The organism is Leptolyngbya sp. AN10 (genome assembly GCF_050565645.1).
Classification (GTDB): domain Bacteria; phylum Cyanobacteriota; class Cyanobacteriia; order Leptolyngbyales; family Leptolyngbyaceae; genus Leptolyngbya.
The window spans coordinates 1-21,406 of the sequence record NZ_JBNXVP010000048.1; the positions used below are offsets into that span (position 1 = coordinate 1).

At 46.3% G+C, this 21,406-nt stretch carries 18 protein-coding genes; 6 read left to right on the plus strand and 12 right to left on the minus strand.

Going from position 1 to position 21,406, the window contains the following annotated elements:
- Positions 1-102 precede the first annotated feature (102 nt).
- Positions 103-1,011 (plus strand): hypothetical protein, encoded by a 909-nt coding sequence (locus ACQ4M5_RS35795; RefSeq protein WP_430680565.1) that lies wholly within the window; start codon positions 103-105, stop codon positions 1,009-1,011.
- Here ACQ4M5_RS35795 and ACQ4M5_RS35800 read toward each other — a convergent pair.
- A complete protein-coding gene (locus tag ACQ4M5_RS35800; protein WP_430680566.1) occupies positions 1,008-1,163 on the minus strand; it encodes a hypothetical protein in 156 nt (51 codons plus the stop codon). The genes ACQ4M5_RS35795 and ACQ4M5_RS35800 overlap by 4 nt on opposite strands.
- A gap of 158 nt (positions 1,164-1,321) precedes the next feature.
- Here ACQ4M5_RS35800 and ACQ4M5_RS35805 point away from each other — a divergent pair, with 158 nt between their 5' ends.
- Both ACQ4M5_RS35805 and ACQ4M5_RS35810 read left to right on the plus strand, forming a co-directional pair.
- Positions 1,322-1,963, plus strand: coding sequence for a hypothetical protein (locus ACQ4M5_RS35805; protein WP_430680567.1), 642 nt, complete (start codon positions 1,322-1,324; stop codon positions 1,961-1,963).
- Positions 1,964-2,447: 484 nt separating this feature from the next.
- Positions 2,448-2,726, plus strand: a complete 279-nt coding sequence (locus tag ACQ4M5_RS35810; protein WP_430680568.1) for a hypothetical protein — start codon at positions 2,448-2,450, stop codon at positions 2,724-2,726.
- A 1,382-nt stretch (positions 2,727-4,108) separates the two neighbouring features.
- Here ACQ4M5_RS35810 and ACQ4M5_RS35815 read toward each other — a convergent pair.
- The 4 genes from ACQ4M5_RS35815 to ACQ4M5_RS35830 form a co-directional block, all read right to left on the minus strand.
- Complete coding sequence (locus tag ACQ4M5_RS35815; RefSeq protein ID WP_430680569.1) at positions 4,109-5,875, minus strand: hypothetical protein; 1,767 nt, start codon at positions 5,873-5,875, stop codon at positions 4,109-4,111.
- Between the two features lie 329 nt (positions 5,876-6,204).
- Complete coding sequence (locus tag ACQ4M5_RS35820; RefSeq protein ID WP_430680570.1) at positions 6,205-6,516, minus strand: hypothetical protein; 312 nt, start codon at positions 6,514-6,516, stop codon at positions 6,205-6,207.
- 44 nt (positions 6,517-6,560) lie between these two features.
- The gene (locus ACQ4M5_RS35825; RefSeq protein WP_430680571.1) at positions 6,561-7,043 is read right to left on the minus strand and encodes a hypothetical protein; all 483 of its coding nucleotides are present in this window, start codon (positions 7,041-7,043) and stop codon (positions 6,561-6,563) included.
- 79 nt (positions 7,044-7,122) lie between these two features.
- Complete coding sequence (locus ACQ4M5_RS35830; RefSeq protein ID WP_430680572.1) at positions 7,123-7,614, minus strand: hypothetical protein; 492 nt, start codon at positions 7,612-7,614, stop codon at positions 7,123-7,125.
- Between the two features lie 178 nt (positions 7,615-7,792).
- Between ACQ4M5_RS35830 and ACQ4M5_RS35835 the strand changes: the two genes are divergently transcribed.
- A complete protein-coding gene (locus ACQ4M5_RS35835; protein WP_430680573.1) occupies positions 7,793-9,784 on the plus strand; it encodes a tetratricopeptide repeat protein in 1,992 nt (663 codons plus the stop codon).
- A gap of 2 nt (positions 9,785-9,786) precedes the next feature.
- Complete coding sequence (locus ACQ4M5_RS35840) at positions 9,787-11,853, plus strand: hypothetical protein (RefSeq protein ID WP_430680574.1); 2,067 nt, start codon at positions 9,787-9,789, stop codon at positions 11,851-11,853.
- Between the two features lie 294 nt (positions 11,854-12,147).
- On the opposite strand, the gene ACQ4M5_RS35845 is transcribed toward ACQ4M5_RS35840, so the two are convergent.
- From ACQ4M5_RS35845 to ACQ4M5_RS35870, 6 genes are all read right to left on the minus strand, one after another.
- The gene (locus ACQ4M5_RS35845) at positions 12,148-14,571 is read right to left on the minus strand and encodes a beta strand repeat-containing protein (protein WP_430680575.1); all 2,424 of its coding nucleotides are present in this window, start codon (positions 14,569-14,571) and stop codon (positions 12,148-12,150) included.
- A 236-nt stretch (positions 14,572-14,807) separates the two neighbouring features.
- Positions 14,808-14,963, minus strand: a complete 156-nt coding sequence (locus ACQ4M5_RS35850) for a hypothetical protein (protein WP_430680576.1) — start codon at positions 14,961-14,963, stop codon at positions 14,808-14,810.
- Between the two features lie 23 nt (positions 14,964-14,986).
- Positions 14,987-15,813, minus strand: a protein-coding gene (locus tag ACQ4M5_RS35855) for an IS5 family transposase (RefSeq protein ID WP_430680577.1) whose coding sequence is annotated in 2 segments (ribosomal slippage) — positions 14,987-15,432 and positions 15,432-15,813 — 828 coding nt in all. Because the reading frame shifts where the segments join, the coding sequence is not laid out codon by codon here.
- A 77-nt stretch (positions 15,814-15,890) separates the two neighbouring features.
- The gene (locus ACQ4M5_RS35860; RefSeq protein WP_430680578.1) at positions 15,891-16,343 is read right to left on the minus strand and encodes a hypothetical protein; all 453 of its coding nucleotides are present in this window, start codon (positions 16,341-16,343) and stop codon (positions 15,891-15,893) included.
- A gap of 127 nt (positions 16,344-16,470) precedes the next feature.
- Positions 16,471-16,965, minus strand: a complete 495-nt coding sequence (locus tag ACQ4M5_RS35865) for a hypothetical protein (protein WP_430680579.1) — start codon at positions 16,963-16,965, stop codon at positions 16,471-16,473.
- 111 nt (positions 16,966-17,076) lie between these two features.
- Positions 17,077-18,717: a tetratricopeptide repeat protein gene (locus ACQ4M5_RS35870; protein ID WP_430680580.1), complete on the minus strand. Its 1,641-nt coding sequence runs from the start codon at positions 18,715-18,717 to the stop codon at positions 17,077-17,079.
- 660 nt (positions 18,718-19,377) lie between these two features.
- Here ACQ4M5_RS35870 and ACQ4M5_RS35875 point away from each other — a divergent pair.
- On the plus strand, positions 19,378-20,223 hold the full coding sequence (locus tag ACQ4M5_RS35875; RefSeq protein ID WP_430680581.1) for an META domain-containing protein: 846 nt from the start codon (positions 19,378-19,380) through the stop codon (positions 20,221-20,223).
- Between the two features lie 52 nt (positions 20,224-20,275).
- Here ACQ4M5_RS35875 and ACQ4M5_RS35880 read toward each other — a convergent pair whose 3' ends face one another.
- A complete protein-coding gene (locus ACQ4M5_RS35880; RefSeq protein ID WP_430680582.1) occupies positions 20,276-21,277 on the minus strand; it encodes an NAD(P)-dependent alcohol dehydrogenase in 1,002 nt (333 codons plus the stop codon).
- Between the last annotated feature and the right edge of the window lie 129 nt (positions 21,278-21,406).

Sequence of the window (21,406 nt, forward strand, 5' to 3'; positions counted from 1 at the left end):
CCGAGCTAATACACTCCGGATTTCTGTTGAGATTTTTGGCGTGTCGTCGAAGTTGATTAAATTCCTCAATCGCCTATCTGTCAAGCGTTCTGAGTCTTCCTAATGCACTGGTTGCGTATCTCGTGGGCACACCATACACCAGATCAAAGCATAACTCTCATCGGTCAAACCTATTGTCGGGATTCAGCGGAAATGCTGCGAATTCAAGCAGTTGAGATTCGATCGCTGCATCACCCTCGTGTAAGAACGCGATGGTGCAGTTCACCTGCTCCCAATTGCTTTTTAGGGATCACGTCTGAAACAACTGATTGTCCAACAAGTCACGCTGATGTGCCAGACACGGTGGGAGCAAGCCTCGCTGCCTCTATTCAACTGAGACAGCAAAAAGGGAGCATACTAGCGGCTCAACTCACTGACCCGAAACAGCAAGGAGGGGGCGAACTGCCATCAGTTCGGCAACAGGAAATCATCGACTTTACAGCACAGCAAACCCAACTCCTCGAACATCTGTGTCCCCATTTGGCGATCGATGCCAGAACACTATCAACAACCCCTGAGTTCCGGCAATTTGTGCGATCGGTATTTGTTCCTGCTGAAGTCGGGATTATCACACGTCCCCTACAAATCCTGCAAAATCCAATCGATTGGGCACTCAACACGCTGCCTCATCCACTACAACTGCATCAGATCGAAACGCTCCAACGCTGCCAAAACCCTGAATCGCCTGCATTTGTTGTCAAGCTTCAAGCTAGCTTGGGCGGCTGGTCGCAGACCATCTCAGTCCCCATCGACGAACAACAAGACGGTCTGCTTCCCAGCTATCAAGCGACTTACACGACTTGGCAGTGGGTGGAAGTTGCGGTTCAACTCGAACCGCATCTGACCCAACTCCCAATCGCTTCGTTTCACCAGTTGGGATTGGCGCAAGAGCTAGTCTGTCTGCTGACCTACATTGGCGAATTGTTCAACACTACTGCCAGGGTCGATCGCTTCGACCCCTCTCTGCTCTAAATGCTGTGAATTCCGGCATCCGCAATTGCCAGCGATTGGCGACGATCGACTTTTTGTAGCGCAACCGCGATCGCTTGCCGCTTGCTCTTCTGGATGAATGGTGTGAGTTGGGAAAAGAGGAAACCACGAGGCTGGATGATTGCTAGCAGCATCAATCTGACAAGAGTTTCGCTCGTGGCACAATCTCTGTTGCCACGACAGAGATGCCTGACTTTCTCAGCAGGAGGCGACCAAAGCCACAGTCTGCATGCGAAGGTGAGATTAAGGCAAACTTCTGCCCTTTCGTTTCTGTTGTGAGCAAACTTCCATCGTGACTGACACTCTGAATTCTCAGATTTCGCTTTATCGTTTCATCGGGCAGCAACGGCATTTGATGATTGCGCCGCAATTAGCGCAGCTCTCTGAGTCAATTGCTCAACGCTTGAAGACGATCTCTCAGCAAGAGCAAGCCTGGATTGAGATCGAAACTGACGCACTGAGTTGCTTTCGTCATCGTTTAATTCGAGATATTCGTGACCTGATGGCAACGGACGATTTTGAGAATTTCCTCGCGCAGCTTAGAGCAGTAGGGCAAAACGATTTGGACTCAGCTGCGAAGACCGTACTCGTGATCGAACCTGAGGAGTGGCAACTGAAAGCATTGACAATCCCTATCCGACTCCAACGTTATCAAATCCTGACGCAACCGCACGCTTACCGCATCAAAATAGCATTAGGCACTTGGCAGCAAAGCTTGGAGGGGTCGATCTTCACGGCTGAGCCGATGCCACTGATACGAGCATACGCTTTACAGTGGATCGAACTGCATCATCAGCTCAAAGAAACCAACTTTCAATTGGACTTAGACAAGGCGCAACAAGCGCAGTTGTGGCAAGAGATGAGTTGTTTAGTGTGCTATGTTGGTTCGCTGATCTGCATTCGGCAGTTAGCGGCTGAGTTTGCGTATCCATAGAGGTCTCAAAAATTGAGGGTGCAGCGACAGACCTTGATTCCCAAGAGCAGGTTTGCCTCGTCTAATCCAAGCTGTTGCGTCGCTCTGACAGGAGCGCTTTTACTTCCTTTAGCAATCTTGATTAACCATGATTAACCATGACCGACCTTAACAAGGTTTGCCAGATGAATCTGAACCTGGAAGAAATTCATTAGATTGCCGGAATCCACAGAGGCGATCGCACTGACCGATTTTAATCTGAGCCAATTGCTCAAACCTTATTCAAGCAACCTGATTTGAAGAACTAGAATAACCAGGGGATTCAAACCTGTAGTTAGAACTTGGCGATCGACGTAGCTCAGACTTCACAGTTTCCTGTCGCAGCGACAGGGTTTGAACGATCTGCGGTTCTGTGGCGGTGTGTAGGGTATGAAGAGTTTAATCGAGTCTGTATTTCGGTAGGTCTAGTCACCTGTAAGATGATTTTGGAAGAGATGCTTACGGTGTGCAAGAGATTACTGCCAAACAAGCAGAACTCCAATTAGTTTCTGATTCCTGCTCTATCCGAAGCCAAATGCAAACAGGGCAGACCTGGTTCTACACTGCCGAAGCCGCCGCTCAACTTGGAATTTCCGAGGTTCAACTTCGCAAATTGGGATTAAGCAAGCGGTTCAGAAGTGGCTACCACTATCGAGATATCAGTCTTCCAGACTCCGGACTTCCTCGGTATCAATGGCACGTTGGACGATGTGCAAAGACCTTAGAATCTCTGAAGAAAAGATGACTTGAGAGGTTTTCCGGGTTGAACAGGTTAAGGTTGGGGTTTAGTGTCAAACGCATCTCCTGAAAAGTCGTGTGCCAATCCTCCATAGCCTAGATCGGAGGCAGTTGATAGATTTGTAGAGCGAAGACTGATAATTAGTAAACATTTAGTAATGCTCCAAATTGACACCTCCGAAACCGCCGCTACTACTACAGTCTATGCTTGCAAAAGTTCATAAAAATTGCAAAAATTGTTGTCTTGCTTTTACGGAGATAAAGGCGTTATGATAGCCCGTGTACAAGTCTAGAATATTACCTAAATTTCTAGCGTCTCAACATTATTACAAGAAGTCGTACCAACGTCATCGTAAACATAATCACGTGAAAAGCCCCAAAACCGCTTTGAGAAAATAAGGATGATAGCACTTGAGAAAACAAGAATGGTAGCAATGTTAGACTACCAACGTAGAGCAGCAGCAAGCCTCCTATCCACCAAGAGAGATTAAGGGGTTTTTTGAGAGCTAAAGCCGCTATTCCCAAAAGTCCTAGAACAGGGAAAATAATCAAGTATAGCCAGAACCAAATCCCCAAACCTGGAGCCGTTTTAGGTGGTGATAGAAACAAGCCTATATGCCATGCTCCATTGATACCCATCACGAAGAGAATTAAAAAGTAAAGTAGTAATTTTAGTAGTAACTTTAAATTCATGCTCTTGCTGATCCTTCAGCGCAAAATGTGGTGAACTCGATTTGGCTCAGGTACACCATAGTTCCAGTCGTAATCAGGAAATTCCCAACACAAGTCACCTGCATAATTTGTTGCAGGAGCTGAAAAGCTTGATGTATCGGTCGTAAAGGTGTAGAGTTCACAGCAAGAGAGGTTATGCAATCTCTTCGTTCTCATAATCGATCGATGTATCCAAAGGGCGACAATAACCAATAAAAATATAGGCTCAATGCTAAGAATGCAGACAATCCGCAGAGCAATGCAAGACCTTTTGACCAGTAAAAAGCCAAGGATTCAGAGACATTTGCTGCGCTGAAAATTGAAAAGGTATTCAGCAGAATGCCTAACAATACTAAATTTGAAGATTTATCCTCTAAAAATCGAAGACTGAGAAATGATTTTCGAGTCGCCTCCCACTTGAAGAACTTTTTTTGATTCGTATCTAACTGTAGATCATCAACGTAGACAGTATCGAGTGCTGATGCCTGAACTCGTATACAAGTGATGTTGTTCCTTTTAGAGAAAGCACTTGATTATTCGTTGTTTTCTGGCAAGTAAACAACTTTTGAGTGCGCGATCGCGCCAGAGCAAAGCCGTGATTAGACCCAGCGCAACTAGGTTAAGAATTAAGCGATTTTTTAGACGCATGGCAGTTCGAGCGATCGCGACTCCAGGAAGCTACTTTGCAAGTCCTGAGATCACGGCTACTCTGGCTAGATCCTCAGAAATCTCTTCTGCGGCTTGACGTGCCTTCTCGAACTGTCCTAACTGAGCAAAGCCATTCGCAATACTAGCCAAAAGACGATCGCGCTGGAGCGGCAACTCCCAATGACTACTATTTTTGAGAGATAGTGCTACATCCATTGCTTGATCAAGTTGCCTAAGTTTGACCTGTTGCGCTGCGATCGCCAATAGAACGGGATGTCGATTTCCATTCTCTTTAAGTTTGCTAGAGAGTTTTAGGGCTGGCTCAAGCTGGTTCAGGTTCACAAATTGCAGCGCAGTCTCGATTAAAATTCGTTGGTGTGCATCTGATTGCTCGTCTAGTTTAGCAATCAGGTTAAGGGCACGATCGCGTTGTCCGATCGCGATTAGTTCAGGTGCAGATTCAGGAGTCAACGCTGGGATCAAACTTTCAAACAAGGTATCAGCTTGAGTCGTGAGTCCTACTTTTTGCAAATTTTCAACGATCGTAAGTTTGCTTCTCGTTCTCATTGTGGGATCTGAAACAGAGTTTGCGACTTGCATCGCTCTGTCGAGCTGTTTCGTGTGAGCAAATTGACCCGCAATTTCTTTACGAACAATATTCTGTCGAGAAGGGGCATCCGCTAGTAACTGTGTTACCTGCAAAGCTGCCTCGAATTGTCGCTTCTTAGCCAGTTTAAGGGCAATTTTCTGCAAATTCTCCTGCCCCATTTTTACTAAAAAATCTGAATAGATGTACATTCGATTGTCATCTTTGACCTTTGAGAGTGTAGAAAGTTGGGTTGTGATTGATAAAGCTAGTGGAATCTCTCCTAACTCAATGAGCTTGTCAGCAAGCTCATGCCAAGTCATTAATCGTTCGACTGGATCTCCTGAAACGTTTGGTGCTTGAGGCATCCGTTTAGCACTATTCCAAGTTTGTTGGAGTTGCCCAACAGTGTCAAGGTGACTCAGAATTCCCAAGTAAGCCCAAGCTTGATAATACTGCGCTGCATCTCCTGATGCCGAGTTGCAACCCCATATCGTTTCGGCAACTTGTAACGCTTGATCTAACTCGGAGACTAAACTTAAGCTTTTAGCAATCTCTGAGAAGATTGCAAACTTTTCATTCCCACAACTGCCGTTCGATTCATAGGCGTAGTCTTCTGTGTCGCCTTTCACCGATCGCACTGCTTCACTCAATAACTCTCTAGCCTGTTGAGTTTTACCTTGGTGGGCAATCGCGACTGCAATTTTGTTGAGCGCTTGCCCTTTACGCAGATCTGAGGAAATCCTAGTTCTGACTAACTGAATGGCACGATCGACTTGTCCAGCTTCTGCAAGTTGAGCGCTGACGATAGCTAAGTCTTCCTGTTGTCGAGCCTTGTCATAGTCATCTTTGACGGGTTCTGAAACGCGATCGAGTAAAAGTTGAATCGATCGTTCAATTAATTGCTGAGATCTTGAAACTTGATTGGCTTCACGAAGTCTACGAGCAATTGTGAGTAATGCTTGAGTTCGTTCTGTGAGAGTAGGGATTGCTTCTGCTATCTGAATCGCTCTCTCAAATAGCGCCTCAGCAGGTTTAGGAGTCGGACTCGCAGCGATTTGAATTCCTAGCTCTGTTAAGGATTCAGATGCCGTGAGAGTCTGTGTTACTTGAACTGCGGGAGCCGCTTGAGCAGGCTGCTTAAATCCAAAAAGCAGAAGTAGGGCAATTGGAAAATGTATCGCGAGTTTTGAGGAAGCTAATATCGTCATGATGTCTAGTGTGTAAGTCTGAATCAAACTTAGAGAGCGTTTGAAAAGTATCGTTTCTTGCATTCACCCGCCCCGGAATGGAATTCGGGGCTAATCGAACGAAGTCCACTGAAGGGACTAAAAGTGAATCAGAGCAGGATTCCCAGTCCTTTGAAAAGGACTTCGTACTGTTAGCCCGGACTTTCAGTCACGGGCGGGTGAATGCCATGAGCGATACTTTTCAAACATCCTCTTAGATGTGCTTCTAATCTTTTGTTAAGATTACCTCTTGTGAATTTGGGTAGCTCAACGTACTTTAGCTTTTCACAGTAAGCAGATGCTGAACAAGCTCACGTCGTATGATCTTGAGGTCTACTGTGATTAACGGTTAGATCACTGTCTCTTTTGTTCGGGTAGAACTGCTTCTTTTCGGGAAGCTGATAGAACAAAGTACCGTGAATGCCATGAATTTCCAGTTTTTTTAACCGTCTCTTCCAAAGTCGAGCTAAGATCTGTCGAATCTCTTCATCCTCCTCAATGTCCTCGTTGAATTGGATATCTTGATTTGGTTCTGGGAAGATCTTGAGAAATTCCTCATCGGTTGCACTATAAACATCATAAGCACAGTTCATTGCACGATCGATAACTTGAATGTTTTTCATACTACCAAAGCTGGAAACCGATACTATTAAGAAGTAGAGTGCTTTTAGCAATAAGCAACAGACATCGAATTTCTGATCTTGACCCATTCGCGCATTGCAGCCCGTTCATCTGGGCGAATGGGTCTTCCTCTTCTCTCAGGATAGCGACTGTGAAAAACAGCATCTGCAAGACGCTCTTTGAGTGCCTCATCTTTGTTGGAAAATGTCCAGTCTGGTTCACCACATGCGCCTCCGTTTGGACCCACTTTGGAGTAACGCAAGCCGCCTTGGTCAATCACACGGCGAATCGCGTTCCATTCTCGAATATAGCCATGCTCATAACGCTGCAATCTGCGGCGATTCAGTCCAGGATTTAAACTTCCAAACAACCAATCCGTCACACTATCTACAGACTGTTCACGAGTTTCAGCATGAACGATGCTTGAACTACTCAGAATTAAAGGAATGCTTCCAGTGCAAGCGATCGCAATTACAAAAGCACTTGAAGTAAAGAACTTCGAGATAGATTTCAAATTCTGATTTTGCATGAGAAAAGCTCTAATTAGCTACAAGATTTTTCCACGATAATCGATCGATAGATGCTCTTCTTTAGAAATTGAGAGTTGACTAGCTGCAAGGTTGTTCGATCGGGATGGCTTGACGAATCTGGCTCCATTCACGAGCGAGTGCAGAATTTGAGGAAGAGAGCGATCGACCTGCAAGTTCAGGATGACGACTGTAGAAAATCGCATCTGCAATTCGGTCAAAAGATGGGGCAGGGCGACGACCAGAAGGCAATCCATTAATGCCGTCGTAGCTGTAGAGTTCCCAGTACTGATCGCCTGCACATTCAGTGACATTCGGCTTCATTTCTTGATCGACAGCTTGCCGAATCGCATTCCACTCTCGAATGTAGCCAGTATCATTCGATCGCAGTTTCCGCCCGTTTAATTCAGGATTCACCTTGTGGAGAAACAGGTCGGTTTGCCAATCGATCGCGGCTTCACGAGTTTGAGCAGGAGCCGCATTTGCACTTAGAATATCTCCAGCGGCAATCATCGTGATCAGAAGCCCTGTGAGAAACGCGATCGGGCGGAGACTGGAACGTCGGTATTTCATGATTCGGGTTGTGAACGTCTTGAGCGGGTGTAGAGTTCGGGACACAGAGGTTATGCAATACAAAATATTTCGTCAACAGAGCAAACTGACAACGCTCGGAGAGATTGTGACAGTGCAACTGTTCACGATCGCGAAACTCTATACCTAGTCGGAAAATTCTCAAATTCGCCTGACCCTTATGTTTCAACGGTTTACGATCGGGCTTCTCTCTCTAGTTCCATTCTTCGCAGTTCCCGCAGTGGCTCAAACTGCTTGCCAAAGTTTCTATCCTTCAAGCCTTTCAGATCGGTTCGTTAGCCTACCGATGTCACCAGAATTTGAACAGCAAATTCGAGCAATCTGGCAAGCTGAAATCGCGATCGAGTTTCTTCGTGCGAATCGTTCAGATCGTCTTGAGCAAATCAATGAAACAATCCGATCGCAAATGAAGCTTTCACCCGAATCTGCGACGGCATTAAGGTTGTTGCAAAATCTAGCAGTTGGAAAAACAAATGATGCGATCGCGCTTGTTCCCGGTGTCCAATCTTCATGGCTGAACTCGTCTTCGGTGTCGCTTCAATTGCTAGAACTGCCGTTGAAGGATAGGACACAATGGGTGCTTAAAGTACTTGAAACAATGCCAGAGTCCTCGACTTATTTTGAATTAGAGAAGACTGATTGGCTTTTGAATTTATCGGCTCAACATCAAGAAGCGAACAGTCCAAAGCAAGCTCTAGAGCTATTAGAAAAAGCTCGACTCCGCACAGGAAAGACTAGGATTGTAACCCTAATTCGATTGGCAGAAGCCTATCGTAAATCGGGAAAATTGGACATTGCACGATCGATACTCGACACTGTACCTGCTCGAATCGAAACTGAAGCGCGATCGCTTGCTATTCCCAACTCCGCCAAAGTCTTCAATCTAGTAAATTTGGGTCATCAACTTGCACTACTGGGGCAGTCTCAAGAAGCTCTGTCTTATCTGACTCAGGCGGAAACACTGCTGCGAAAATCCCCAGACGTAATTTATCAGCCACCCGTTCAATTGTTGGCACTTGGTTATGCTGCTGCGGGTCGATCGACGAAAGCATTTGAAGTGGTCAAATTACTGCAACCCAATCAGGCAGATTTAGCCTATGCGTTAGTAGCAAAACAAGCAGCGGAACTGGGAGACGATCGCTTAACAATTCAAGCCATTCAGCGGATTCGACCCGAATCGACAAAAGCCTGGAGTTTCGACAAACAACCGCTGACCGTATTGCCTGAGATTATCGAATTCTATGCAAAAGCAGGCAAGTTTGATCTGGCTCAACAAGTCACGGCTTCAATTCAGTCTCCGTTGTTTCAACTTAAATCGCTAGCCACGATCGTGAACTATGTCGATCGCGCAAACCAAGCATCGCTCTCGGATCGAATTGTTGCTCAAATGTTGCAGATTGCTCCTAAATCGCGGTCAGGCGTTCCAGAGTTTGAAGTTGCGAATCACTTGATTCAGGCTGGTGCAGTCAATCGAGTGCGGCAACTTCTCAACCAAGTTTCGCCCAAGGATCTGAAATCACAATTCGCGATCGCCTATCTTTATACGCAAGTGGGTGATTTTCAAACTGCGAATCAGCGACTAGATGCCATTAATGTCGATCGTGCAGCGGCGGATCTCGTTGCTTTTCCAACCCCGAATCAGTACGAATCTCATGTTGAACTTACTCCATTGCTGCCGATGAGTGGACTAGGATCATTCTTTTCTTCAGCCCGTTTCGCTCCATTGCCTTCTGTGATTCCTGCTCCTCAGCAAAAACAACTCGACAAACCTGTACCCATTCCGAGCGCAAAGCCTTCTCCTGCAACGGTGACAGCAAATCGACTTGAAATTCTGGGTGCATTAGCGAAACATTATGCGATCGCTCAAAATTTCCAGAAAGCGAATGCTCTAATTGAACAGATTCCGAATCGATATTGCACCTTCAAATCTGATGTTCTCGCACAAGTGACAAAAAGCGCGATCGCAGCTAACCAGCTAGAAATTGCTCTCAATGCGTTGCAGAAGAGCGATCGTCTAAATCAACGCGCCTCACAGCCTGATCCGAACTTCGTCAGAATGCAACTAATCGCGATCGCGAAACGCTATTCGCAACGAAATCAATTCAAAGAAGCTGCTCTTTTACTAGAATCTGCACTCACTCTAATTCCATGACTATGTTTCAACGTTTTACGATCGGACTTCTCACTTTTTCTTTGGCTCAATCGATTTCTGTTCCGACGATCGCTCAAACCCGACCTGCGCCTGCTTGTAAAAGCTCGATCGCAGTTGCACAATTCTCACCTCCTACTTATTCAACTCATTCGGTTCGAGGAATTTCGCTCCAACAGGCAGAGCAACGTGCTGAAATTGCGATCGAGTTCCTCCGCGCTAATCGCCCAGATCGTGCAAATCAAATCAATGAAAATCTGCGATCGCGGCTGGAACTATCCGCGTCTGAGATCGCAGTCTTAAGAACGATTCAGAACTTAGAAGCGGGCAAAATTCAAGCTGCGATCGCGCTATTTCCTGAACTTAAGAGACCGGAGGCTCATCGTCGATCGCTCACGCTACAACTCAAAAAGATTCCCCTACAGGCAAAAGCAACTTGGATTCTACAGGCGGTTGATTATTTCCCCGAACCCGACGAAGACGAGATGAACTATCAACAGCAGTGGAATCTTCCAACGCTCAAAGCAGGATGGATGCTACTACTTGCAGAGGACTATCGGACTCAAGGTAATGTGACCGAAGCCGTGAAGATTCTCGATCAGGCTCGAATGCTTCTGAACTGGAATAACAATGCCGAAGCTCTTCAATTTGTCGAAGCTTATCGCAAAGCTGGACAATCCGAAAAAGCTCGATCGATTTTAACCTCGATCGCTGCTCAATTGCTACGCAACGTTGAACCCCAACCCGTCAGACCAAGAGCAATTCAGAACCTCATCAAAGCAGGACATGAACTTGCATTGATGAAACAATCTTCTGAGGCTTTGCCACTTCTGAATCAAGCTGAAACGTTGATCAAATCTATCGATCGTAGTAACGTAAAATCCCTTCAGCAGTCGTTAATTCTCGCTTATGCTGCCGCAGGTCAAACTGCACAATCTCTTCAAATCGTCCAAACCTTAGATTCGCGTGATGCAAGAGAAAGCTACATCAGTCTAGCAAAACAAGCCGCAGAACTGGGGGATAGTCGTAGTGCTCAACAATTCCTCCAATCTATTCGAGATCAATGGATAGCTTCACGCACATCGCTTGATGTTGTCAAGATTTTCGCCGATGCAGAACTCTTATCTGTTGCTTACAACATTGCAACCTCGATCGCTGATTCTCAAATGCGTCTCGAAGCACTGGCAACGATCGTAAAACGTGCTGACCAAGCAAAACAGTCTGCTCTCAGCGCTCAGATCATTGCTGAAATGCAGCAAGTTAAAACAGGAGAAGTTTCAGGATTTCAACGGCTCGATACAATCCGCGCTCTGATTCAAGTTGGAGAACGAACCCATGCTCGATCGCTCCTCGCTGAACTCACTCGACAACCCGATTTAGCTTGGTTGAACCTACAAATTGCAGAACAATATGCAGCGATCGGAGAATTTGATCAAGCAACACAATTGATCGATCAACAACGAACCAGACGTGTTCAATCTCAACTTTCACCGTTACCAGTCTCGATCGTTGCGCCACCGCTTGATCTCCTCAATGAACCACCTTTCACCCCTCTAGGCGTGTTTTTCTCCAACGTCCTCTTAGATGTGAATTTGCCCCAACGTGCGCCAGATACCAGATCGCTGCAACGTCGAGTTACACCAATTCCATCGATTCAATCAAAGCAATCTAAGAAACCCAGAACCGTCCAACCGCCTAAGCTTCCCCCAACTTCACGGCTGTCTCCCGAAGAGAGTCGTGCCTTAGACGAAGCCCGATATATTCGCGCCTATGCTCAAGCCCGCAACTTCACGAAAGCCTCTAATCTACTCGCTCAAATTCCCGATCATCTCTGTCTGTTCAAAGCCGAATTATTCGATAACATCGCGATTGCAGCACTCGAAGCCGGACAGCTAGAAATCGCGATCGGTAACTTTCAACAAGCCAAGCGCCTTTCCCAACGTGCGAATCGAGTCAGGTCTGAGCGAATTGATCGGTTTATTGCGATCGCAAAACTCTATTCTGAGCGCAACCAAACGACAGAAGCGATTCGATTACTAGAAGCTACCCTAGCTCTACTATCGAATCGCTAAGAGGATGTTTGAGAAGTATTGTTCATTGCACTCACCCGCCCCGGAATGAATTCGGGGCTAATTGAAAAAAGTCCACTGAAGGGGACTAACAGCCACTCTCACCGGGGTCTTCAGTCCTATTCATAGGACTTCGCACCGATAGCCCCGACTTCCAGTCCGGGGCGAAACTGAACGGAGCGAGGAACCTTCTATACTTTTCAAACATCCTCTAAACTGCTTTGTGATATTCAGGAAATCAGTACTTACAATGGCTTGATCGATCGTGCACATTGTAAGTACTTTTCTCCAGAGCGATTAACGAAGTGCACTCCGGAGTTGAGCTTCCGTCCAAGTGGTTCCATTTGCAAACCGGATACTCTCCACTCCATAGTTTGCAGAAAGACCGCTAAAGAGTTGATTTTTCAGCAAAATCGATGCTGAACTCCCCCCAAAGGAAAGCTGTACATCATCAGTGTTCACGCGGGTTGCTCGAACATTCGTCGATTCAAGACCCGCTCCCGATAGTACCAGTACATCCACACTCGCATCAGGACTACTATCATCCAGGATATCCGCACCATCAAGCGCATTAAAAAGATAGGTGTCTGCGCCGTTTTTACCATCAAGGTAATCATTGCCCAGTCCACCGCGCAAGACGTTATTTCCAGGTGTACCGACTAAATTATCATCGGTTGCAGCCCCACGAGTGAGATAAGCATTCCAAAGTTGTGCTTCGTTCCAAGTTACGCCGTCACTAAACTTGATGCTTTCAACACCGTAGTTGCTGGCAAATCCAAGGAACAGTTGATTTTTTAGAACGATCGATTCCGAAAGACCATTGAACGAAAGCTGTAAATCATTTGTGCCATCGATACGAGTGACGATCGCATTCGCCGCTGTCAATCCTGCTCCAGAGAAAATCACTTGGTCGATCGATCTATCATTACTATCGTCATAGATAGTATCTGCACCATCTCCAAGCTGAAAGAGATAGGTATCTGCACCATTTTCACCATCAAGATAATCGTTGCCCAAACCACCTCGTAAGGTATTGTTTACTGGAGTCCCCCGCAAATTATCATCGGTTGTAGCGCCACGAGTGAGATAAGCACTCCAGAGTTGCGCTTCATTCCAGGTTGTTCCATCACTGAATTTGATGCTTTCAACACCGTAGTTGCTGGAGAATCCAAGGAACAGTTGATTTTTCAGCACGATCGACTCAGAAAGACCGCCACCGAAAGAAATTTGCAAATCATTTGCGCCATCAATACGAGTGACGATCGCATTTCCCGCTGTCAATCCTGCCCCAGAGAAAACAAGCTGATCAAGGCTCGCATCATTGCTATCGTCGTAGAGAATATCTGCACCATCTCCAAGCTGAAACAGATAGGTATCTGCTCCATTTCCACCGTCGAGATAGTCACTACCCAAACCGCCTCTCAGTGAATCATTGCCAGCCAGACCTGATAGTTTATCGTCTCCAGCTCCACCCACTAGCGTATTGTTGCTAGTTGTTCCAGTTAACGTCTGATTCGGTTGATTCCGGTAAGTATTCCACAGTTGTGCTTCAGTCCACACTACACCATCGCTGAACTTGATCCGCTCGATGCCATAGTTCAAAATATTTCCAGACCCGTAGATTTGCTTCTTAAGGATCACCGCATCGGAAAGATTGCCCTTGAAAGAAATTTTGAGATCATTTGTGCCATCGATGCGAGTGACGATCGCATTTCCCGCCGTCAATCCTGCTCCCGAAAACACCAATTGATCACTGCTCGTATCATTGCTGCTGTCATCGATCGTGTCTTGTCCGTCGCCGCGATTAAACAAGTAAGTATCGGCTCCCGCTTGACCATCGAGATAGTCATTGCCCAAACCGCCTCTCAGCGTGTTAGCGCCCCTTGTGCCTTCCAATCGATCGTTTCCTGCCGCTCCCTGGGTGAGGTAAGCATTCCAAAGTTGTTCTTCCGTCCAAGTGATACCATCACTGAATCGAACGCGCTCAACTCCATAGTTAAGGCTGTTTCCACCACCGTACACCTGCTTCTTGAGTGTCACCGCATCCGAAGTGCCAGCAAAAGAAATTCTCAAATCATTGCTACTCCCCAAGCGAGTGACGATCGCATTTCCCGCTGTCAATCCAGTTCCCGAAAACACCAATTGATCGATGCTCGTATCATTACTACTGTCATCGATCGTATCGTGTCCGTCTCCTCGATTGAACAGATAGGTATCTGCTCCCGCTTGTCCATCCAAGTAGTCGTTGCCCAACCCACCTTTTAAGGTATTAGTTGCGTTTGTGCCTTGCAGCCTGTCATTCGATGCAGCACCTTCAGTAAGGTAAGCATTCCAAATTTGTGCTTCTGTCCAGACCGCACCATCACTAAATCGGACGCGCTCAACTCCATAGTTAAGAACATTTCCGCCACCGTATACCTGTTTTTTGAGTGTCACTGCATCCGAAGTGCCACCAAAAGAGATTCTCAGATCATTGCTATCACCAATGCGAGTAACAACAACATTTGTGGAAGTTAGCCCCGTTCCCGAAAACACCAACTGATCAAGGCTCGTATCATTGCTGCTGTCATCGATCGTATCGTGTCCATCTCCGCGATTGAATAGATAAGTATCTGCTCCACCGCCACCATCTAAATAATCATTGCCAGTTCGCCCGGACAAGGTATCGTTTGTCGTGCCGCCAATGAGCGAATCATTTCCAGCAGTGCCCGTTAGACTCATTCAATTTTCTCCTGAAATTTGTTGTGAAAATTCTGCTTCAGCACCCTGTACCCGTGTTGGCATTCATCAATCTCACATCGAATACCAACCGTTTCAAAGTTCAATGCCATCACTTTTACTCGATCAGATAGCTTTAACTTGCTGTAGTGGTTTAGGTTCACGATCCGAGAGGTTATGCAGAGGATTAGAATGCACAACAAAGCTTTCTTCAACTTCTCGATACGCTCAACAGGTAACTATTGCGGTTTTGTCGATCGTAGTTTTTGCGTCAGTCCCCAACACCCATTCCGATGCTGAAAAATGTATGCGACTGGATTCCCAAACGTTTGCATAGGTCTGGATTGCAGCGAAACAGGAGTACAGAATTGCGATCGACCTGCTGCATGGTACAAGTTGATTAGACCTCCTGCATGAATCAATTTGAATGAGTCAACTCATAGTTGAGGAAGCCTGCAATCAAGTTGAAGCGCAGCCCAAAACGCTTACGACGGTTGCGATAGCGCTCTGCAAGGATGCGAAAAATCTTCAGCTTCCGAAACGTGTGTTCGACTGTGATCCGAACTTGGGCTAATTGTCGGTTAAATTGACGCTCCTCCTTGGAGAGCGGCTGATGCCGCGACTTCTTGTAGGGCGTACAACTGTAAGCATGAAATTTAGCAATTCCCTGGTAGCCTCGGTCTGCGACCCAGAGTTGTTCAAGTTGGGTCGGTAGTTGAGCTTGCTTGAAGATGCGGAAATCATGCCGTCGCCCCTGGTCAAACGCGGTGCAGACAATTAGTCCACTCAGATAGTCCACCACCACTTGCGCTTTCAGCGTATGCCATTTTTGCTTGCCACTGTAGTAGAGTCGTTGTTTTTTTTTGGACGTTCAATCGGACTCTCGCTAACATCAATCAGCAGAATGTTCCGCTGGGTTTCGGGCGAGTGCAAGGCTTTTTTGCCGGGTAAGCGGAACTCTCCCGACTGCATCAAAATGTCCTCAATCTTGCGAACCCTACGTCCTACCGTCGTCTCATCAATCCCCCAACTCTGCCCAATGTGGAACTGGGTGCGATATTCTCGCCAATATTCCATCGCAATCAGCAACTGGTCTTCCACTCCAAATTTGCCTTGTCCGCCCCGTTTGCCTTTGCGCGTCAGCTTCGGCTTGAGGATGTCCACCATTTTGTCGAAGGTTTCACGCTTCACCCCGCACTTGCGTTTGAAAGATTTGGGCGGTAGGTGTTGAATCCGAGCAAACATAGACGTTCTCCTGAGCATGGGTTTATCCCTTCTTTCAGGGCGATCGCACTCCCCTCAGGATTCATGCAGGAGGTCTATTAATCAGACGGATTGTCTTCTGGATCTGATGGAGAGATCCAGCCTTTTTCAGAACACGATGCAATTTGACCTTGAGGAGCCATGCTCGATAAGCACCAATAGTTATTTCCGTCATAGATCACACCTTCTTGCACCGCTTGTAATTCAGTAATCGATCGCCAAGGTTGTGTTCCGCCCTCGTCTTCGTATCGATAGCGATTGCCTTCGACTTCTAATGCCTGACCTGTGTGCCCAATCCAGTATCGTCCTTCTAGAATTGTAGGAGTTTCAATTTCAGTAGAAGAGTTTTGCGCTGACTCTGATGGTGTATGTGTCGCAACGGGTCCCGGTGCAGTTTTAGGAGCTTCCGTAGCAGCAGGAACCGTTTTTTCTGGTGCAGTTTTAGGAGTTTCCGTAGCAGCGGGAATTGCTTTAGATTGAACAGTCTGGTTACAGCCGATACATAGGCTCATGAGACTGATCAAGATGGTTTTTGTGACAAGTGATGGATTGAGGAGCATAAAAGATTGTTCTGTGAAGAACACAAGCAAGAAAATTATCTGGATTTAGGGATTGCTGTCGGACAGGTTATGCGATCGATTAAATCTGTTTGCAAGCTACTCCTTTCGGGCTAATGGATTCAATCTTTTCGGTCTTGGTGTTGGCTCTCCAGGCTCGACGGATGTTGGTACGGATGTCTTCGTCTGTTGCTTCTGCGATCGCAAAAATTTCTCGATCGTCTTGACCATTGAAGGTACAAAAAGCAAAGTGTAGTTCCTGCGATCGCGGGAATGTTGGTAGCTCCATCACGTCCACGACTCGCACCGGAACAGCTCCCCCTCGATTCCACGGAAGCACTTTCGTAAACCAAATCATTCTGGTATTGCCTCGCTGCACAAAATCCGCTCCATATCGACCGCCTTTCACCACCCATCCTCCGTTATCTTTGAATCCTTTCGGGAGTGTTCGATAGGTTAGCCCAATGTAGGAGCGAATGTTCGATCGAGGGACAGTCGCGGGTTCTTGACTGATTGCGGGCAATGTTGCACTAAACAAAATGCTTCCCATCAACGTTAGCGACAGTAATGATTTCATGAGTTATTCTCCAAGTTTCAACATTAGCGAAGCATTTTGTTTAGCGAGTTGCACTAAACAAAATGCTTCTCATCAGCAATGACTTCATCAATTATTCTCCAAGTTTCGGAATTAGCGAACACTGCGTCTAGCGCGAGTTGCACGATCGAAGAATTCTTTTGACTTTGCAGAGTTTCCAAGTGCTTTGTAGAATGCTGCTAGATTCGTCAAGGTTGCGATCGTCTGTGGATGGTTCTCTCCAACTGTTTTTTCTAAAATCCTGAGTCCGCTTAGGAAAAGGGGTTCAGCCTTTGCGGGTTGTCCTTGAATGGCATAGAGGTCAGCAAGATGATTCAATGCGATACCTGTTCGGGGATGTTCCTTGCCTAATCCAGCTTCGTAGATCGCCAAAGCACGTAGAAGCAAAGGTTCACTCTTTGTAGTTTGCTTCTGATCTCGATAAAGTAAAGCTAAGGCGTTCAAGCTGGTCGCCAGGTCAGGATGTGCTGAACCCAAACGAGATTCGCGAATGCTGATTGCTCGGAGATACAGCGGTTCTGCTTTGGCATACTGTTGTCGATCGCGGTATAAGCTTGCCAGGTTGTGCAGCGTCATCGCCACCAATGGATGATCTTTGCTTAGCGCTGTTTCATAGATGCGGAGGGCACGAAGATAGAGCGGTTCTGCTTTCGTATCTTGATTCTGCTTTTTGTACACTCCTCCTAGCGTATTCAGCGTAAATGCAACTTCAGGATGATTTCTACCGATCGTTTGTTCCCGAATGCTCAAAGCGCGTAGATAGAGCGATTCTGCTTTGGTATAGTTTGCTTGCTCATCATAAAGGGCTGCAAGATTCTGTAAGGTTGCAGCTACATCAGGATGATTCTGTCCCAAAGCTTTCTCTCGAATCGTCAGAACACGAGTAAACAGACCTTCTGCGATGGCATATTTCCCTTGCTGTAAGCTTACCACTGCTAGATTGTGTAAAACGACAGCAATCTCAGGATGACCCGGTCTTAACGTCGTTTCCCGAATGTTGAGGGCACGAGTAAGCAGGGCTTCTGCATTCGCATATTTCCCTTGGTCGAAGTAGAGAACACCCAGATTGCTGAGAGTCTGAGCCACAGAGGGATGATTCTGACCAAATGCTGTCTCTTGAATTTTGATCGAGCGTTGATAGAGTGGTTCTGCCTTGGCGTACTGTCCTTGCTCTCGAAAGATTTCGGCAAGATTACCAAGAATGGTTGCAATGGATGGATGCTCTTTGCCGAGTGTTCTTTCTCGAATGGCGAGGGCGCGAACATAGAGCGGCTCTGCTTTAGTGTACTGTCCTTGAAGGTGGTAGAGCATTGCTAAATTGCTTAGCGTGATAGAAAATCCGGGCTGATCTGTAATGGATTTTGCTTCACGAATTTGAATCGATCGTTGATAAAGCGGTTCTGCTTTGGCATACTGTCCTTGCCGAACGTAGCTCAATCCCAAGTCATTCAGCAAGACTGCAATTTCAGGATGGTTTTTGCCTAAAGCTGTTTCCTGAAGTTGCAACGCCTTCTCTAACAGCGGAGTTGCTTCTCGATATCTGCCTTGATCAGTGAGTTGACTCGCTTGCGCTTGTAGCTGTTGTACTTCAGAAGATGCGGTTTGTGCGATCGGGGGATTAGCAGGTCTGGGTTGGGCAACCACTGGCAACTGAGTCCCGATCGATAAACTCATAACCAAGGCGACTCGAAGAATGCGATCGCGCTTCTTGCATTTAATCTGGTTGTCTATCATGTGCTTACTGAATCTCGATTGATCGGTCATCGTCTTAGGAATTTGAATCTGTTTGGGTTTAGAGTTCAAGATTGATCAGGTTATGCAATAGTTTCTACAACGACTTAACACACGCAACAGCAAGGTAAAATAGATCTGCGTTAGAGCATGATTGAAAGTACAAAAAGTTTTCTCGCTTCGTTCTATCTCGCCCCGGAATGAATTCGGGGCTAACTGTGCGAAGTCCTTTGAAAAGGACTAAAATCCTGATTTCGATTGGTTCAGTCCCCTTCAGTGGACTTTGTTCGATTAGCTCCGACTTCCAGTCCTACCGTGTACACACAAGTCTTGGGTCGCTTCGTTTCAGTCGGCTTCAGCCCCCTAAATCCCCCAAAATTGGGGGACTTTGACCTAGAAAAAGTTCTCCAATTCCAGAAAGGGTTCGTCCTTCAAAGTCCCCCAGAATTGGGGGACTTAGGGGGCGAAAGACTTCAGCAATGACCGATCCATCAACTTGTGTGTACACGGTAGGACTGGAAGTCGGGGCGGGTCATACAATGAAAGATTTCTTTCCAAGTGCCCTCTTAGTCGTAAAAACGTTGGTATCTAATTTCGTAACACCAACTGCTTTTTCCTACATCAATCTCAGAATTGTTACTGTAGCGTTTCTCAATTCAGTGTATGTTTCAAAGATTTAGCATTAAAAACATTGCTCCTGTATTAGCAAGTAGCATTGCACTAACTACTTTCTGCGGGTTTGCGGCTCAATCTCTTCCCACGCCTACAACTCCTCAGCCGATTAACCCGATCGGGCAATCTGTTCCGTTTGAGGGTATCACCTGGCAGCTTTCCGAATGGCGACGATCAAATGGCGATCGTATTTCGTTACTGCCCAAAAATCCGATCACGATTCGACTCGATGGTAGAAGGCTCGGCGGCTCATCTGGTTGTAATTCGTATGGCGCAGATTACCAAGTGCAAAACGGTCAACTACGAGTCATTGGAGATTTCATTTCTACGATGATTGGCTGTTCTTTGGAAGTGGGTGTGCGAGAAAATGAATTTAGAACGATTCTAAAATCACCCCGCCTATCGATTCGTTCCGCCAAAAATCGACTGACCCTAAACTATTCATCAGCGCGAGGTAGCGGCGTTTTAGTGTTCACTCCTCTTCAATCGAAGCTACAAAATACAAGCTGGCAACTTCGCTCAATCAGCACTCTTGCACCCAACTCTGTGAGAATCCAACCCCCGATCACGCTTCAATTTACAACCAATTCAGTCATGGGATTTTCAGGCTGTAATCGATACAATGCAACCTATCAAGAACCTGCAAATCAACTCAAAATCGGAGCGATTGCTAGCACGAAAAAGGGATGTGCTACTCCACAGATGCAGCTTGAACAGAATTATCTATCCTCTCTCGCAACTGTTCAGCGGTATGAACTCGATAGTAATGATAACTTACGGCTATTTTTTGCAAATGGAACTGGGTTAGGAGTAATGACTTTCACTCAGCAAAAATAGGCGATCGCAAACCGGAATCCGAGGAAGGAGCATCTATCCTCGGATTTCCAAACTATTCGACGCGAATCGCGATTTTTCCTTGCACCTGCCGCTCTTCGATCGCACGAATTGCGGTGGAAATTTCACTCAACGAATAACAGCGATCGACATAAGGACGAATCTTTCCCGCCTCAATCAGATCTTTCAACACAATCAAATCAGCTTGAGTCGGCTTTTGAGCTAAACTTTTCACTTGTCGATCGCTAATTTTTGACATCCAAGCTCCAAACAACATCACCTGAAACAATCGAGCGATCGAGCCACCAACACAAACATAGTGACCTTTGGGTTTTAACAGTGGTAAATAGTCAAAAGCCGAACCGTATGCAGCAACGTCAAACAGCAAATCGTACTGTTCTTTTAAGCCTGCTTCCGCCTGCGTATAGTTTAGAACATGATCTGCACCAATGTCTTTCACCATCTTCGCTTTGCTAGAACTACACATCCCGGTCACTTCTGCCCCAAATGCCTTAGCAATCTGCACCGCAAACGATCCCACTCCACCAGAAGCCCCTTTCACTAAAACCTTCTGCCCTGGTTGAATTTGTCCAACATCCCGTAATCCCTGTAAAGCGGTCAGTGCAGAAACGGGAATTGTTGCAGCTTCCTCGAACGTCAAGTTCGTTGGCTTCAAAACTAACGCAGTTTCAGGAACACAAACGTATTGAGCAAATGCACCAAATCCAACTTCTGATAAATCACCAAAGACCTGATCTCCTGGCTTAAATTGCGTTACTGATTGACCAACCGCTTCTACTTCTCCCGCCATATCAGTGCCCAAGATTTTGATTTTTGGCGATCGTATTCCTCCATAAATAAGACGAACAAAAAACGGTTCTCCGCGCATTAAATGCCAGTCTCCCGCATGAACAGCAGTAGCACGAACTCGCACAAGTACACCGTTATCAGATAGAACTGGTTTATCAACTTCTGCCAGTTTCAACACATCGGGAGAACCATACTCAGTCTGAACGATCGCTTTCATTTTAGGCTTTGTAATGTTAGTTATTTTCATGGTCGTGTTAACTGATTCGGCGGGAAGTCCCCCGCTATAGATGTACTTATCTTAGCGGCGGGATGAAAGCCAGGGTTATTTCTTGCCGTCCGGTTTGTGGTCTTCACCGAAGCTGGAGAACAAACCGGA

Excerpts from the sequence above, each read along its gene's own strand:
- ACQ4M5_RS35875 (WP_430680581.1), top strand. The coding sequence starts at position 19,378 with ATGTTTCAAAGATTTAGCATTAAAAACATTGCTCCTGTATTAGCAAGT.
- ACQ4M5_RS35820 (WP_430680570.1), bottom strand. The coding sequence starts at position 6,516 with ATGAAAAACATTCAAGTTATCGATCGTGCAATGAACTGTGCTTATGAT.
- ACQ4M5_RS35845 (WP_430680575.1), bottom strand. The coding sequence starts at position 14,571 with ATGAGTCTAACGGGCACTGCTGGAAATGATTCGCTCATTGGCGGCACG.
- ACQ4M5_RS35880 (WP_430680582.1), bottom strand. The coding sequence starts at position 21,277 with ATGAAAATAACTAACATTACAAAGCCTAAAATGAAAGCGATCGTTCAG.
- ACQ4M5_RS35860 (WP_430680578.1), bottom strand. The coding sequence starts at position 16,343 with ATGAGCCTATGTATCGGCTGTAACCAGACTGTTCAATCTAAAGCAATT.
- ACQ4M5_RS35840 (WP_430680574.1), top strand. The coding sequence starts at position 9,787 with ATGTTTCAACGTTTTACGATCGGACTTCTCACTTTTTCTTTGGCTCAA.
- ACQ4M5_RS35830 (WP_430680572.1), bottom strand. The coding sequence starts at position 7,614 with ATGAAATACCGACGTTCCAGTCTCCGCCCGATCGCGTTTCTCACAGGG.
- ACQ4M5_RS35865 (WP_430680579.1), bottom strand. The coding sequence starts at position 16,965 with ATGAAATCATTACTGTCGCTAACGTTGATGGGAAGCATTTTGTTTAGT.
- ACQ4M5_RS35800 (WP_430680566.1), bottom strand. The coding sequence starts at position 1,163 with ATGCTGCTAGCAATCATCCAGCCTCGTGGTTTCCTCTTTTCCCAACTC.
- ACQ4M5_RS35825 (WP_430680571.1), bottom strand. The coding sequence starts at position 7,043 with ATGCAAAATCAGAATTTGAAATCTATCTCGAAGTTCTTTACTTCAAGT.
- ACQ4M5_RS35835 (WP_430680573.1), top strand. The coding sequence starts at position 7,793 with ATGTTTCAACGGTTTACGATCGGGCTTCTCTCTCTAGTTCCATTCTTC.
- ACQ4M5_RS35815 (WP_430680569.1), bottom strand. The coding sequence starts at position 5,875 with ATGACGATATTAGCTTCCTCAAAACTCGCGATACATTTTCCAATTGCC.
- ACQ4M5_RS35870 (WP_430680580.1), bottom strand. The coding sequence starts at position 18,717 with ATGATAGACAACCAGATTAAATGCAAGAAGCGCGATCGCATTCTTCGA.
- ACQ4M5_RS35795 (WP_430680565.1), top strand. The coding sequence starts at position 103 with ATGCACTGGTTGCGTATCTCGTGGGCACACCATACACCAGATCAAAGC.